Below are 15,034 nucleotides of genomic sequence, written 5' to 3' on the forward strand. Positions count from 1 at the left end.
CTCTACCTCACACTTGGAACATCATCTCATGTCTAATGCCAATCGTTATACCGGTCTAGTTGATCGTTATCGTGACCGTTTGCCAGTTTCAGCAACGACGCGTGCTATTTCTTTAGGAGAAGGGAACACCCCACTAATTAAACTAGAGAATATTCCACGTCTGATTGGCAAAAATGTTGAAATCTATGTGAAGTACGAAGGTTTAAACCCAACAGGTTCATTCAAAGACCGCGGCATGACTATGGCCGTAACGAAAGCGGTTGAAGAAGGCTCTAAAGCCATTATCTGTGCATCTACAGGTAATACCTCTGCTGCTGCTGCTGCGTATGCGGCACGTGCAGGAATTAAAGCTTTTGTTTTAATTCCAGAAGGCAAAATTGCGATGGGTAAAATGGCACAAGCCATGATGTATGGAGCAATTACCATGCAAATCCGCGGCAACTTTGATGATGGCATGCGTCTAGTTAAAGAAGTAGCAGATCAAGCGCCTGTAACCATTGTTAACTCTATCAACCCTTATCGTTTGCAAGGTCAAAAAACTATTGCTTATGAAATTGTAGAAGCTTTAGGCCATGCACCAGATTATCATTGCTTACCAGTAGGTAATGCTGGAAATATTACTGCACACTGGATGGGTTATACGGAAGCTGTTGCCAATCAAGCAGCTGATCAATTTGAACAGGTCATTTATGATGCTGCAACAGATCAATTTACGGGCCCTAAACCAGAAGGCTTACCGACAATGGTCGGGTATCAAGCGTCTGGTGCTGCTCCTTTCTTGCGTGGTGCACCTGTTGAACAACCTGAAACCATAGCAACTGCGATTCGTATTGGGAATCCACAAAGCTGGAACCATGCTAAAGCAGTCGTTCGAGATTCTAAGGGTTGGTTTGATGAACTTGCTGATGCTGAGATCCTGGAAGCTCAACGTTTGCTTTCTATGTATGAAGGTGTATTTGTAGAACCTGCTTCTGCTGCATCGATTGGTGGTGCCATCCGTGATATCAAAGCGGGTAAAATTGCAGAAGGTTCAGTGATTGTATGTACTGTAACAGGCAATGGCTTAAAAGATCCTGATACTGCAATCAAACAATGTGCCGATGCAGTTATGCTTTCGATCGATGCAACCATGACTCAAGTCAAAGATTCTATTCTGTCAAATATGTAAGTCTAGAACTCACATAAAAAAACCAGTTGCTTGCAACTGGTTTTTTTATTGAAATATTGATCGTAAATCTAATCCAATACTGCAATTTTTAAAAATATTTAAAGACGTTTTGGCTGCTGAGATAACCATGTCAATAAATTAGTCGCATCATTCGTACGCGCCTGTGAACTAGAAGCTCCCAATAAAACGACAACTGCGGGACGTGAATTCACTGTAGTATGCATCACCACACAACGCCCTGCTTCATTAATATAACCTGTTTTTGACAGATTGATATTCCAGCCACCGTTTCGTACCAAGGCATTGGTATTGTTTGATTTTAAAACGCGATAGCCTAAATTAAAGTCATACGTCGGTGTGGTTGAAAACTGACGAATCAAACCATACTGTGAGGCTGCACTGACTAAAATTCCAAGATCACGCGCAGAGGCAACATTGTGCGGATCTAAGCCTGTAGATTCCACATAATGTGTAGAGTTCATTCCTAATTGACGTGCTTTAGCATTCATAGCCGCCACAAATGCACTGCGCCCACCTGGATAAGTTCGCGCTAATGCAGCTGCTGCCGGGTTTTCTGATTTCATCAGCGCAAATAACAGCACCTCAGCACGATTCATTGTGTCGCCAGCACGTAACGTCGAGCTTGAATTTTTGCCCCCTGCTCCAGCGAAATCAATCTGCTGTAAGGTGATTTCTTCAGACATATCCAAACGCGCATCGGAGGTCACAACCGCTGTCATAAGCTTAGTCAAAGACGCAATCGGAAAAGCAGTATTGGTATTTTTACTGTATAGCACTTCACCTGTCTGGGCATCCATGACTAGAGCCGCACGAGCATTTACAGACGGCTGCGAACCATAGCCTCCTGTATCACGAATAACGACTTTCGGTGTAGACGAAATTGACGCATTCGTGCTTGGTGCAGTGGCAGCAGCACTACCACTACGCACGGTTGTACTGATACTGGTTGAACCTTGCGGACTGGGTTCAAGCTCGCCATCATCATTTAGAAGTTGGCTGGCTTGATCAGATGACCAATTTAATGATGCAGATCCGTTACCCGTTGAAGGATTAACAATAATCTCAGCATGGCCTGCCGAGCTTAGTGCAAATAAAACAGACATGCTCAAGACATGCATTAATGATTTTTTAGAATTTTTCACGATCAATTACTCAACTCAGGGTATACACAGATTTGCTTATTACCTACATTATGCCTTACATTTGAGATAACGGCATGCAGATAATGACGGCAGCAGTGTGTACAACTATTCTCTCAACTTATGTGAATAGGATTGCTAATTTTGTCATTACAATGCAAGTAAATTTTGCTTTATGTAACAAAAAACATCTTTTTTAGTCCAAGGAGGCCAGCGTGATCACAGTATTAGTGGTTGATGATCATGAATTAGTACGTACAGGGATCTGTCGTATGCTTGAAGATCAAACTGGTGTTGAAGTGATTGGACAGGCAGAATCTGGCGAAGAAGCAATCGCCATTGTACGCCAGCAACATCCACAAGTGGTGTTATTGGATGTCAATATGCCCGGCATAGGTGGAGTAGAAACTACACGACGCTTATTACAGACCGCACCTGAGACCAAAGTCATCGCGGTGAGTGGTCTGGCAGAAGAACCCTATCCTTCTTTGTTATTAAAAGCAGGAGCCAAAGGGTATATCACGAAGGGGGCTCCCATTACGGAGATGGTTAGAGCGATTAATAAAGTTATGCAAGGCGGTAAATATTTTAGTGCTGATATTGCTGAACAACTGGCGAGCTCTTATTTATCCGACACTCAACAATCGCCTTTTGATGCACTTTCAGAACGTGAAATGCAAGTTGCTATGATGGTGGTAAATTGTATTAGCGCACAGGAAATTGCCGATAAACTTTTTGTGAGTGTCAAAACCGTAAATACCTATCGCTATCGTATATTTGAAAAATTAGATATTGATAGTGACGTTAAACTCACTCACCTTGCCATTCGTTATGGATTAATTAAACCTTAATTATTATTCACAAGAGTTCAATACGACAATGCAGGCGCAAACTTCTACGCCACTCGCCTATACGATTTACCGTTTAGGTTTGTGGTATACCCTCTATCGCCTGCTTATTGTCACAGGTTTAATTATTATTTCTCAGCTCATTTCTGAGCAACTCAATAACGACTATAATCAACCCGTTTTATATTTTTATACGCTGATTGGATACTGTGTTATTAATCTAATCCAGTTTTTGATCTTTAAGTTTTATCCGCAATACATCAATCGACAGTTGGTTGTATTATTTGTCGTTGATGTAATTGCTCTGGGGTTATTGACTTTTTCTTTGGGTGCACCAAATTTAAACATCAGTTTACTCTACGTGATCACTGTCTTTTCTGCTACGATTTTACTGCCACGTAAAGCATCTTTAGTCATCACGTTATTTGCAGTCATTTCTCTTATTTACCAACAATTTTTTTCAAGCTTTTTTGACTACAATAATTTAAATACGATTGGTAATAGCGCCTTATTGGCCTTTATATTCTTTGTGATTTATGGCATCGGACAAATTGCCGTACAACACTTCAAAATTCTGGAAAATATCAGCTTTCGTCAATCACAGGCACTTTATCAACTTCAAAATATTAATCGTTATATTTTGGAGCAAATTGATGATGGCTATCTGGTAGTGGATGAAAATTACCATGTGGTTCTGAGTAATCCAGCCGCCTGCACTTTGCTGGGGATTCCTCCATTATTTGCCTATGAACACCTTCCTTTGGCAAAAGCTCAGCCTGATCTATTTGAGTTATTACGCTTTGCCCCATTAGATGACGGCGAGCAATTTATTTTTGAGTCCCAACTTTCTACTTACAATGTACATATCAAAGTGCAACGTTTAATCGTTCCGCAACAAGCGTTGATTCTATTAAGGTTACAAGACGTTCAAGAGCTTAACCAACAAGTACAACAACTCAAGCTTGCAGCTTTAGGTCAACTTTCTGCCAGTATCGCACATGAAATTCGTAACCCATTGGCAGCGATAGTACAAGCGAATGAATTATATATAGGCAGCGAATCTGAACAGCAACATTTGCTGCAAAAAATGATCAATAAACAATCTCAGCGGATTAATGACATTATTGAAGATACTTTGCGTACGGCGCGCAATGACACTACACATCCACTACTAATCGAACTAGATAGTTTCTTACATCATTTGATGACTGAGGATTTGTCAGATGTTCAGCATCAAATCCAGTTAGACCTAGTTGAGAATATTGCAATTCTGTTTGACCCTAAACAATTAACTCAAGTTTTAATCAATCTAATTCGCAATGCGCTGCGTCACAATGACCCGTCTGTAAATCATATTATTTTGTCGGTTAAATTAATGCGCCCATTTGTGTTTATTGATGTGATTGATTTCGGTAATGGCGTTGAAAAACGTGATATATCGCAACTATTTAAACCATTTTTTAGTACCGAAATCAAAGGAACTGGTTTAGGATTATATTTGTCCCATAGCCTGTGTGAAGCGAATCATGCCAAGCTCAGTTATGTGGAACAAGAAAAAGGGGCATGCTTTAGAATTCAATGCTCAACAAAAGATAAATAATATTGGGTTTCATGGGGTTATGGTGAATAAACAACCGCTAGTTTTACTGGTTGATGATGAAGAAGATCTCTGTGCACTAATGCAAATGACGCTAGCACGTATGGGGATTGCAACGCATTGCGCCTATCGGATTGCACAGGCCAAAGAACTACTGCAAAACAACAGTTATGATGCCTGTTTGACGGATTTAAATTTACCTGACGGTAATGGGCTTGATTTGGTTGATTATGTAACAAAGCAGTTCAGTCATTTGCCTATCGCAGTGTTAACCGCGTATGGCAATATGGATATTGCGATTACTGCACTTAAGGCGGGTGCTTTTGATTTTGTCAGCAAACCTGTCAATCAGATTCATTTAGAACAATTACTACAAAAGGCATTTAATCAACCTCACAGACAAGCAATCAATGATGAAGACAGTCTCGAAAACAAACTGTTAATTGGGCGTTCCGCACCTATTCAGCACTTACGTACTACGTTGAAAAAAATTGCTCGCTCGCAAGCGCCTGTTTTTGTGACGGGAGAATCTGGCACAGGCAAAGAAGTCGTAGCCAATCTAGTACATCGTTTAAGTAACCGTAGTGAAGGTCCTTTTATTGCCATTAACTGTGGTGCAATTCCCAGTGAACTACTGGAAAGTGAGTTATTTGGTCATAAAAAGGGAAGTTTTAGCGGCGCAAGCCAAGACAAACAGGGTCTGATTTTATCGGCACATGGTGGTAGCTTATTTCTGGATGAAATTGCTGAATTACCGTTAAATATGCAGGTCAAACTGTTACGTGCTGTACAAGAAAAAAAGGTTCGTCCAATAGGGTCTGAACATGAAATTGATGTCGATTTCCGCGTGATTAGTGCCAGCCATCAGGATCTGGATGCTTTAGTACAACAAGGTAAATTCCGTCAGGATTTATTTTTCCGTATTCATGTCATGGATCTTGAATTACCCCCCCTGCGTGAGCGTGGGCAGGATATTTTATTACTGGCCAATCACTTCATTCAAAAAGTCTGTTCAGAATGGGCCATTCCTGTCAAAATTCTGTCTGAACGTGCTCAGGCATTTTTATTAGAGCAATACTTTCCAGGAAATGTTCGTGAATTACGCAATATGATGGAACGTGCGATTACTTTGAGTGACGATCAGAGTATTGATTTACCACATTTACAAACTGCGCCTTTTCGTTATGCTCAAGTGACCTCTCCCTCAAATAGCAATTCCAACTATCTCTCAAGTAATGACGCCCCCAACCCAATACCGACTAGCTTATCAGTCAATAAGTTGCCACATGAAGGCCTTGAACAATACTTGGAAAAAATTGAGAAGGAAATTTTATTAAATGCGCTGAATCTAACGCATTGGAATCGCACTTTGGCAGCTAAAAAATTGGGGATGACTTTCCGATCTTTGCGTTATCGCCTGAAAAAATTTGGGCTTGATACAGAGGAAATTTAAATAGCAGAAAAGCTACTGATTATTTTTGCTTCAGTAGCAAGTCGGCTACATTATCCAGATAGGTTTCATCACGCATTTCATTGGGTAAAGGATACACCAGATCAGGTTGTATACCTTTACCTTCAATCATGGAACCATTCGGAGTGTAATAATGTGATACCGTCATTTGTAAAGCTGCGCCATCGGGCAATGGAAATAACTTTTGTACCACGCCTTTACCATAACTTTTTTCACCCACCACCCATGCACGTTTATGTTCTTTCATGGCAGCTGTAAAAACTTCGGCAGCAGAAGCAGAACGGTGATTAATCAGAATGCCTAATTTTACTTTCTGAAATTCACTGCTAGGTAACGCTTGAAATTGTTGATTTCCTTCCGAACGGCTTTTGGTTGAAACAATAACACCTTGATTGAGAAATAAATCGGCTGTTTCTACTGCCGCAGAAAGTAGCCCACCTGGGTTATTACGTAAATCAATCAATACCGCTTTTAGTTTGGATACATCATATTCTTCCAGAAATCGCTTAATTTCATTTGCGGTATCTTGCTGAAAGACTTTAACTTTTAAAACTAAAACCTGATTATGTAGCAATATCGGCTGGATATCAGCTTCCATTTTTTTATTACGCACCAATGTCTGAGGCGTATTCATCAACGATGTTTGGATTTGTACGGTGGAACCGATCGTCCCATATAAAAGTGCATGTACTTGTTCATGACTCAGATTTTGGATACTTTGATCATCAATTTTGACCACGCTCTGACCGCTTCTTAACCCTAGCTTATAAGAATCCGAACCCTCTTTTAAGTCCCGAATTTGCCATTGTTTAGTATGCGGTTCAAACACTAGTACAAAATCAACTGATGCCAGATCGCCTTCAGTATATTGAACCAGTTGCTTATAGTCTTCAGGAGATAAATATCTTGAATAGCGGTCTAATCCACCCACAAGCCCTTTAATGGCTTGTTGAAATAACGCATCATCAGGTTTGACATCGACATAATTATCTTTGACGATGCCATAAATTTGAACAAATTGCTGAATGGAATCTACTGGAATTTCAACGTAATGCTGTTCAGTATCTTCATCAAAATCCAATCCACTTGCCGCCTCAATAGGTGCTGCAAATGTAGAAAAGCCACTGCAACACATTAAAATACCTGCAAAGATTGCACCCAATTTCATGTGTTGCGTCATTCAGTCACCTTTTATTATATTAGTTTGTCAGGGTCAATAAATTGCGTCCCTGCATATCAGCAGGTACCGGAAGGTGCATCAGATGCAATAATGTTGGAGCAACATCTGCCAAAATACCACCTTCTGCGATAACTGCCTGAGTTGGTCCCACATAAATAAACGGAACCGCTTCAGTGGTATGCTGAGTATGAACCTGACCACTTTGATAATCTTGCATTTGCTCTACATTACCATGATCCGCAGTGATCAGCATATGGCCTTTGTTTGCCATGACTGCTTCATAGACACGGCCCAGACAGGTATCCACGGCCTCCACCGCTTTTACTGCGGCATCAAACACACCCGTGTGTCCTACCATATCGCCGTTGGCATAATTTACGACCAATAGATCATATTCACCTGAATTAATGGCGTTGACCAATTCATCTGTAACTTCATAAGCACTCATTTCGGGCTTTAAATCATATGTTGCGACATTTGGAGATGGGATGAGAATCCGTTTTTCACCTGGATATTCATCTTCGCGACCACCACTAAAGAAAAAAGTCACATGCGCATATTTTTCAGTTTCCGCGATACGCAATTGGGTTTTGCCTAAATCAGACAGATACTCACCAATTGAGTTTTTCAATGCTTCTGGCATATATGCTACAGGCGCATCAATCGTCGCCTGATAACGAGTCAACATGACAAATTTAGATAATGCAGGAACAACCTTACGCTCAAATCCTGTAAAATCTTTTTCAACGAAGGCACGGGTAATTTCGCGGGCCCGGTCAGCACGGAAATTCATAAAGACCACACTATCGCCATCCTGAACTTTAGCCATCTCACCAATGCGCGTTGCTTTGACAAACTCGTCACTTTCACCCGCAGCATAAGCCTGTTCAAGACCTTCAACCGCACTATTGGCAACACGGATTGCCTCACCTTCAGTCAATAAACGATAAGCTTGTTCAACACGATCCCAACGATTGTCACGATCCATAGCAAAATAACGGCCAATTATCGTTGCAATACGACCTTGAGCTGGATACTTCACAAATACTTGATCAAGCTTCTCTAAAGAAGGTTGGGCGCTCTTCGGTGGCGTATCACGACCATCTAAAAAAGCATGTAAATAAACTTTGGCCCCACGTTTCAGCGCGAGTTCGCACATCGCAATAATGTGATCTTGATGTGAATGTACGCCACCTTCGGACAATAGACCCATAATATGAACAGCTCCGCCTGCGGCTTTGGCTGTTTCAACAGCATCGACTAACACTTCATGTTCAAAAAATGCGCCATCACGAATTTCTTTAGTAATTCGGGTAAAGTCTTGATATAGAACACGACCTGCACCCAAATTCATGTGTCCGACTTCTGAATTACCCATTTGACCGTCAGGCAAACCAACATCTTCGCCAGAACCAGAAATTAAACCATGCGGATGCTTTTGTTTCATCATGGTGAGATTAGGCGTTTTTGCTGCTAAGAAAGCATTATCTTCGACCGCTTCACGATGACCCACACCATCCATAATCACAAGAACGTGAGGGATTTTGCCAGCAGTTGCATCCGTCATGATTGATACTCTTTTTTGTCTACAATTTCGTCGCACTATCTTACCGAATTTTAGTCCAAGACTCTACGCACAGATGATAACTTTACTCATTTGGCATGATTCATTTAAACGATTCGGCTTGCATTTAAACATTAACGTGCCCGATATAATAAATAACTGCCTGCTCCAAACATTAGTAAGATTGGAATAAAAATAAACCATGCAGGAGAGGGCGAATATACCAAACTGGCATAGCCTAAAAAGTCCTGTAAATAGAAAATACTGAGGCCAACAAACAATGCAATCACCAAACGGAAACCCATCGATTGCTGACGTAGTGGGCCAAAAATAAAGGAACAGGCGATTAACGTCAGAGCAATAAGTGAAAATGGTGAGCCCACTTTTTTCCAAAATGCTAACTGATAAGTTTTAGGTATCTGACTATATTCGCGCATATAGCGCATAAAGCCGACTAACTCACTAGGTGCCAACTCTTCTGGGTCTAACGTGACCATATGTACAAATTTGGGCTGTAATGCTAAAGATAAATCTTTAGTGGCAATATTTTGAAAGCTTGCATCACCATTTTGTAAAATATTCAGTTGCTGATTATTTTTTAAAATCCATTCACCATCTTGAATAAACTGACCCGTTTGCGCTTTCACTACAGAATTTAGGCGATAATCCTGATCAAATGCAGCGACCTGAATACCATTTAGATTTCCTTTAGAGTTGGCATAATCGATATAGTAAAAATTATTACCTTCTTTGGTCCAATAACCGCGCACCTCACCCAAAGCTGCAACAGTATTTTGATTTTTGACACCCTTTGCTTGCTCTGAAGTTAATGGAATCACCCATTCACTAATACAAAAAGACAAAATTACCAGTAAAAAAGCAGGTCGCATCACCCAGCCAACGATTCGCCACAGGCTTACACCTGAACCACGCATAACGATCAATTCACTGTTGGATGCCATTGAACCCAAACCTAATACAGCCCCAATTAAAGCAGCGATAGGAATCAGCTTGATCATATTATGCGGCGAATCCCACATTACATATTTAAAAGCATCCCACGCGCCATAACCCGCTTTAAGTGAACCCAATTCACCCACGTAGGAAAATAAAACAAACAAGAACACCAATACCAACAGAGTTCCCAACATCATTAATGTAGTGGTTTTGGTCACATATCTGGCTAATATCTTTTGGGATAACATTATGATGATCTCACTTGTTTGATCTTATGCTTGATCTTCGGTGCAAGATTTTGCTTTCTTGAGAACAGCATTGCTGCCACAAAATAAGTCACTAAAATGGCAGGATAAACCCAGATACCAAATTCACCACGACTAATACGGGTTTGAGCTGCAATTAATAATACAATCATGCTGGCAAAAATCATTAATGCAGGGAAAAGCTTGAGATAACGTCCTTGACGTGGCGTGACTTCAGATAATGCTACAGCAAGCGCCAATGCTACAAACATCGAGAATGGAGCAAAAATTCTCCACCCTAACTGACTAGCAATGACTGGATCGTTACGATTTTCCCAAAGTTTTGACATTTGTAAGGCAGAAACATCATTGGAATCGTAAGTGGCTTCTTTATTATTTTCGATACGAAAGCGCCAAGTCTGAAACTCCGCCTGTACATATTTGGCTGTTCCCGGATAAATTTCATAACGGCGACCCTGAGTCAGGTCGACTACGCTAGCAGTTTCATCTGCCATTTCCACACGAGTGGCTTCTTTAGCCACCACCAATTGGTCAGGCTTTCCTTCTTTTTCTGCTTTGATATAAACAAAAATATCTTTGAGATTTTTACGATCTTCGGACAATGAACCCGCGTAAATTGTATAAGGCCCCGAAGAGATAAATTCTTTCGGACGGACTAAATCGAACCCTGTACGTAAGGCTTGTGTAGATGATAATTCATTAAACTGGCGTAATCCCCAAGGTGAGACCCAAACCATCAAGAGCATTTCAACGATCACAAAGACCAATGTCATCGGCAACATTAAGCGCGCAAGTTTATGTTTACTCACGCCACTGCTGTTGAGTACCGCCATTTCATGTTCGACGTACAAACGACCAAATACCAGCATCAAACCTATAAAAAAACTGAGGGGTAATAACAAGATCAGAAATTCAGGTAACCGATAACCAATAATGCTAAATAGAACGCTGACATCCAGTCGCCCTTGTGCAGCGACTCCAAAGTATTTGATTAGTCTTGCACCTAGTACAATCAGCGTCAAAATACTGACCACCACCAGACTAGTTGACACGACTTGCTTGACGAGATAACGCCGAATAATCAAAGTAAATTCTTCCAAAATGGGCAAACGGAATATGTCATAGTTTACCCGAATGTTAAAAATATAAAACCTATCATGCGCTTGCCAATTGAAACTGGTGTCAGGAAAGTGTTTCAATGGTAGATATCAATGAACATATTTAAATAGGCATCCAGACCGCATATGAAATATACGATTAATTCCTCATTGCCACAAAATACCGCTTCTGAATCTTTGGTGATTTTGATCGATAACACCAACATTCAAAATGTTGAAAAAACATATCAAATCAATGAATTAGAAAAATTATTTGAGCAAACGCATTACAAAGCCAACTTCAATGAAAGCTTGCCTCTTATCGGAAAATTAGCCGCAAATCCTAATACCACTCTTTTTGGTTTGGGCAATGCGAATGAGCTTAAAACAGCAAAAATAGCAAAACTGGCTCAAGGCATCATTAAAGCTGCACAAACCAAATTCAAACAAATTCATATCGATATTTCAGCTCTCCCAGTAGAGTTGCACTATATTTTTGCATTGAGCCTGTCACAAGCTACTTATGGTTTTGATGAATTTAAATCGAAAAAGAATGAATTTATCCTTGAAACTGTCAACTTGATCAGTACACAGAGCAGCTTAGATACTCAACAATTACAATTGATTGAAGCATTACAATCTGGCCAAGCACTGGCTCGTGATCTAGGAAATCGTCCAGGAAATATTTGTTTTCCAGAATATCTGGCAGATCAAGCCAAGGCTCTTGCTCACGAATTTCCAGATTTGCTCAAAGTCACCGTATTAGATGAACAGCAAATGGCGGATTTGGGCATGAATGCTTTTCTCGCTGTGAGCAAAGGTTCTGCACGCCCAGGACGTATGATCACACTGGAATATAATGCCAAACTAGATCAAGCACCTGTTGTTTTGGTTGGTAAAGGGGTGACATTTGATACGGGTGGGATTTCGATCAAACCTGCACAAACGATGGATGAAATGAAGTTTGATATGTGTGGGGCTGCTTCAGTTTTAGGTACAATTCGCACGTTGTGCGAGGCGCGTTTACCTATTCATGTGGTCGGTGCGATTGCTGCTGCAGAAAATATGCCATCTGCTCAAGCCACCCGTCCAGGCGACATTGTCACCACTATGAGCGGTCAAACTGTAGAAATCCTAAATACCGATGCAGAAGGTCGTTTGGTACTATGTGATACGCTCACTTATATTCAGCGTTTCAACCCTGAACTGGTCATTGATATTGCAACCTTAACAGGTGCGTGTGTGGTCGCTTTGGGCAAAGTCTTAAGTGGTTTATTTTCACCAGATGATGAACTCGCCAATGAGTTATTGCAGGCAGGCGAACAGTCCTTTGACCGAGTGTGGCGTATGCCTGTGAGTGACGATTATCAGGAATTACTTGATTCGCCATTTGCCGATATCGCTAATATTGGCGGACCTTATGGCGGGGCAATTACTGCAGCCTGCTTCCTGCAACGCTTTACTCGCGACTATCGTTGGGCCCATTTGGACGTCGCTGGAACTGCTTGGTTATCTGGACCAAACAAAGGTTCAACAGGACGCCCTGTACCACTTTTAGTACAGTTCCTAGCAAATCGCGTTAAAGCGCATGGCTAATATTAGTTTTTATTTATTTGAAACTAGTCAAGAACGGCAAGTCGAAAGTGCTTGCCGTTTATGTCGTAAATTGTTGAGAAAACACAGTAAAATCTGGTGGTGTTGTGTTGATCAGCAATTACAGCGTGAGCTCGATGATGCGCTCTGGTCCTTTGATCCACATAGTTTTATCGCTCATGGTATAGATCAAATCCATGCGCCAGTATGTATCTCTGCTCAATTACCTGAACAATCAGACTGGTTTGTGTTTAATTTTAACAATCAGGCACTTGAACAAATTGGCCAGTTTAGTCACATTATTGAGATCATTGAAAATAATGAAGCTGCAAAGCAACTGGGTCGAGAAAAATTTAGATTTTATCGTCGTTTAGGAATCGAACCCCGTACTTTTAAACTGTAAAAGTCCATTAAAATGTAAGGAGATGGCGAGTGGCACTCAATGTCGGTCAAGATTTTAAAAAACGCTGGTTAAATGCACCAGAAATGGTTCGTCAAACCTATCAGGATGATCTTGCCCGAATTTGTGATTTATTACAGCCACAAACTACGATTGAAACATGGGCAATACAGAATCAGAAAGCTCAAGAAGCTTCTTTTGATAAAATCAAACAAGCGTATGCTGATCTAAAGGCAGAACTGATTGAACGAGCACGTATTCGTAGACAGCAAGCCCTAGAACAGTCTTTAGCACAAAAACGCGAACAGCAAGCCCAATATGCCGCCTCATTGCAAGCCGATGAAATACATCAGTTTCAGCAACAAACACATGAACTGATAGCTCTACGCAGCTCGATTCAGGAAGAAATTGAAAGCCATACGGCCCGTTACCATCAAAATCCGGATCATGTGGCAATTGATTATTCACATGCCCGTCATCAAATGTCAGATGACCAGATTCAATCTGAACTGGAAAGTCTACGCTTACGCCTGGAACTAGAGGCAGATAGCTTGATTGAGCAAGCAGTAACAGTATTTAGAGCCAAACTATATACCGCTGCCCAAGAGGAAATCGAATATATTCTAAAAAGCTCAGATCTTTAGAATCTATATTTTATTCAACTCTTTATTTTTTCCAGAGTGTCATGAAAGTGACATATTCTTGTCACATGATAGTCATATCGCTTCGGCGATTTAACTTTAAAATACTGTTAAATATTTGACTCATTTCTGGAAAAATTCATGAATATACTTAGCAATATCTCCGAACAGATTGCCCAGTTAAATACAGGCGAGACATGGACTTTATCTGCTCAGGATTTATATATGAGTCGTAATGATTTTAGTTCCCTTTCAATTTTTTTGAAAAATGAATCCCAAAATGGAACTTTTTCGGTGAATATACCCGAAACATTAAAATCAGGCTTGGGTTCAACTTCCCTGACGGTAACCAAACACTAATAAAAATGCCCAGTTTTAAACTGGGCATTTTCTCAAAATTGGACAAGTTGCTTTTATTTTAAAAAACCATTTTCAGCAAGAAATGACATACTAATATCGGAAGATTGACCTTGATCCGCCGCTTTATCTCCCAATAATAACCGTTCAATATATCGAGCTAGTACATCCACTTCCAGATTCACTTTTGCCCCAGTGTTCCATGTGGAAATATTCGTGCGTTCAGCCGTATGCGGGATGAGATTCAAACTTAAAATATTGCCTCGTAAGTGATTAATAGTCAGGCTAATGCCATCTACAGTAATCGAACCTTTTTCTGCCAGATATTTAGCAATTTCAGCAGGAGCAGTAACTTCATAATAAATGGAACGTGCGTCTTCACGAACAACGGTAATCTCCCCCACCGCATCGACATGACCACTGACAATATGCCCACCAAAACGTGTGGTTGGAAGCATCGCCTTTTCAACATTGACAGGCTGACCCACTCTCCAATGCCCAAGCGTAGTTCGGTTTAAGCTTTCGCGTGACACATCAGCAGCATACCAATTGCTACCCCACTCAATCACCGTCAGACAAATACCATTGGTCGCAATCGAGTCGCCCAAATGTACATCAGACATATCAAGATCGGTCTGGATGCGTAAACGTACATCACCACCTACATTTTGCAGACTTTCAACTTTGCCCAAACTTTCAATAATGCCTGTAAACATGATGATGCTCCAAATATTA

The 15,034-nt window shown here is 40.8% G+C and carries 14 protein-coding genes; 8 read left to right on the forward strand and 6 right to left on the reverse strand.

Features of this window, described 5'->3' with window-relative positions; all coding sequences use genetic code 11:
* Positions 1 to 28 precede the first annotated feature (28 nt).
* The gene (gene thrC / locus IAE20_RS14235; RefSeq protein WP_200482602.1) at positions 29 to 1,168 is read left to right on the forward strand and encodes a threonine synthase; all 1,140 of its coding nucleotides are present in this window, start codon (positions 29 to 31) and stop codon (positions 1,166 to 1,168) included.
* Positions 1,169 to 1,266: 98 nt separating this feature from the next.
* On the opposite strand, the gene pbpG is transcribed toward thrC, so the two are convergent.
* Positions 1,267 to 2,331, reverse strand: a complete 1,065-nt coding sequence (pbpG, locus tag IAE20_RS14240) for a D-alanyl-D-alanine endopeptidase PBP7/8 (RefSeq protein WP_200461452.1) — start codon at positions 2,329 to 2,331, stop codon at positions 1,267 to 1,269.
* A 212-nt stretch (positions 2,332 to 2,543) separates the two neighbouring features.
* On the opposite strand from pbpG, the gene IAE20_RS14245 reads away from it, so the two are divergent.
* The 3 genes from IAE20_RS14245 to IAE20_RS14255 are packed head-to-tail and all read left to right on the forward strand — an operon-like array spanning position 2,544 to position 6,226.
* Positions 2,544 to 3,179, forward strand: coding sequence for a response regulator (locus IAE20_RS14245; RefSeq protein WP_200461451.1), 636 nt, complete (start codon positions 2,544 to 2,546; stop codon positions 3,177 to 3,179).
* A 28-nt stretch (positions 3,180 to 3,207) separates the two neighbouring features.
* A complete protein-coding gene (locus IAE20_RS14250) occupies positions 3,208 to 4,776 on the forward strand; it encodes an ATP-binding protein (protein WP_200482601.1) in 1,569 nt (522 codons plus the stop codon).
* 19 nt (positions 4,777 to 4,795) lie between these two features.
* Positions 4,796 to 6,226 carry a sigma-54-dependent transcriptional regulator gene (locus IAE20_RS14255; RefSeq protein WP_200482621.1) on the forward strand — a complete coding sequence of 477 codons (1,431 nt, stop codon included), beginning with the start codon at positions 4,796 to 4,798 and terminating at the stop codon, positions 6,224 to 6,226.
* Positions 6,227 to 6,245: 19 nt separating this feature from the next.
* On the opposite strand, the gene IAE20_RS14260 is transcribed toward IAE20_RS14255, so the two are convergent.
* From IAE20_RS14260 to lptF, 4 genes are all read right to left on the reverse strand, one after another.
* On the reverse strand, positions 6,246 to 7,424 hold the full coding sequence (locus IAE20_RS14260) for a S41 family peptidase (protein WP_200482600.1): 1,179 nt from the start codon (positions 7,422 to 7,424) through the stop codon (positions 6,246 to 6,248).
* 19 nt (positions 7,425 to 7,443) lie between these two features.
* A complete protein-coding gene (gpmI, locus tag IAE20_RS14265) occupies positions 7,444 to 8,991 on the reverse strand; it encodes a 2,3-bisphosphoglycerate-independent phosphoglycerate mutase (protein ID WP_200482599.1) in 1,548 nt (515 codons plus the stop codon).
* Between the two features lie 131 nt (positions 8,992 to 9,122).
* Positions 9,123 to 10,193 carry an LPS export ABC transporter permease LptG gene (lptG, locus tag IAE20_RS14270; RefSeq protein WP_200482598.1) on the reverse strand — a complete coding sequence of 357 codons (1,071 nt, stop codon included), beginning with the start codon at positions 10,191 to 10,193 and terminating at the stop codon, positions 9,123 to 9,125.
* Positions 10,193 to 11,296, reverse strand: a complete 1,104-nt coding sequence (gene lptF, locus IAE20_RS14275; RefSeq protein ID WP_200461483.1) for an LPS export ABC transporter permease LptF — start codon at positions 11,294 to 11,296, stop codon at positions 10,193 to 10,195. Before lptF ends, lptG begins: the two co-directional genes overlap by 1 nt.
* Positions 11,297 to 11,455: 159 nt before the next feature.
* On the opposite strand from lptF, the gene IAE20_RS14280 reads away from it, so the two are divergent.
* The 4 genes from IAE20_RS14280 (at position 11,456) to IAE20_RS14295 (ending at position 14,302) form a co-directional block, all read left to right on the forward strand.
* Positions 11,456 to 12,904 (forward strand): leucyl aminopeptidase, encoded by a 1,449-nt coding sequence (locus IAE20_RS14280; protein WP_200482597.1) that lies wholly within the window; start codon positions 11,456 to 11,458, stop codon positions 12,902 to 12,904.
* Positions 12,897 to 13,304, forward strand: coding sequence for a DNA polymerase III subunit chi (locus IAE20_RS14285; protein ID WP_200482596.1), 408 nt, complete (start codon positions 12,897 to 12,899; stop codon positions 13,302 to 13,304). Before IAE20_RS14280 ends, IAE20_RS14285 begins: the two co-directional genes overlap by 8 nt.
* 29 nt (positions 13,305 to 13,333) lie before the next feature.
* Entirely contained in the window at positions 13,334 to 13,945 is a 612-nt protein-coding gene (locus tag IAE20_RS14290; RefSeq protein WP_200482595.1) for a hypothetical protein, read from the forward strand.
* Positions 13,946 to 14,083: 138 nt separating this feature from the next.
* The gene (locus tag IAE20_RS14295; RefSeq protein WP_200482594.1) at positions 14,084 to 14,302 is read left to right on the forward strand and encodes a hypothetical protein; all 219 of its coding nucleotides are present in this window, start codon (positions 14,084 to 14,086) and stop codon (positions 14,300 to 14,302) included.
* 53 nt (positions 14,303 to 14,355) lie between these two features.
* On the opposite strand, the gene IAE20_RS14300 is transcribed toward IAE20_RS14295, so the two are convergent.
* On the reverse strand, positions 14,356 to 15,015 hold the full coding sequence (locus IAE20_RS14300; RefSeq protein WP_200482593.1) for a riboflavin synthase: 660 nt from the start codon (positions 15,013 to 15,015) through the stop codon (positions 14,356 to 14,358).
* Between the last annotated feature and the right edge of the window lie 19 nt (positions 15,016 to 15,034).

It is taken from the genome of Acinetobacter sp. S54 (assembly GCF_016624945.1).
In the GTDB taxonomy this organism is placed as follows: Bacteria; Pseudomonadota; Gammaproteobacteria; order Pseudomonadales; family Moraxellaceae; genus Acinetobacter.

Coding starts and splice junctions, on each gene's coding strand:
- thrC (WP_200482602.1), top strand. CDS start 29: ATGTCTAATGCCAATCGTTATACCGGTCTAGTTGATCGTTATCGTGAC.
- IAE20_RS14250 (WP_200482601.1), top strand. CDS start 3,208: ATGCAGGCGCAAACTTCTACGCCACTCGCCTATACGATTTACCGTTTA.
- IAE20_RS14255 (WP_200482621.1), top strand. CDS start 4,796: ATGGTGAATAAACAACCGCTAGTTTTACTGGTTGATGATGAAGAAGAT.
- IAE20_RS14260 (WP_200482600.1), bottom strand. CDS start 7,424: ATGACGCAACACATGAAATTGGGTGCAATCTTTGCAGGTATTTTAATG.
- gpmI (WP_200482599.1), bottom strand. CDS start 8,991: ATGACGGATGCAACTGCTGGCAAAATCCCTCACGTTCTTGTGATTATG.
- lptG (WP_200482598.1), bottom strand. CDS start 10,193: ATGTTATCCCAAAAGATATTAGCCAGATATGTGACCAAAACCACTACA.
- IAE20_RS14280 (WP_200482597.1), top strand. CDS start 11,456: ATGAAATATACGATTAATTCCTCATTGCCACAAAATACCGCTTCTGAA.
- IAE20_RS14285 (WP_200482596.1), top strand. CDS start 12,897: ATGGCTAATATTAGTTTTTATTTATTTGAAACTAGTCAAGAACGGCAA.
- IAE20_RS14295 (WP_200482594.1), top strand. CDS start 14,084: ATGAATATACTTAGCAATATCTCCGAACAGATTGCCCAGTTAAATACA.
- IAE20_RS14300 (WP_200482593.1), bottom strand. CDS start 15,015: ATGTTTACAGGCATTATTGAAAGTTTGGGCAAAGTTGAAAGTCTGCAA.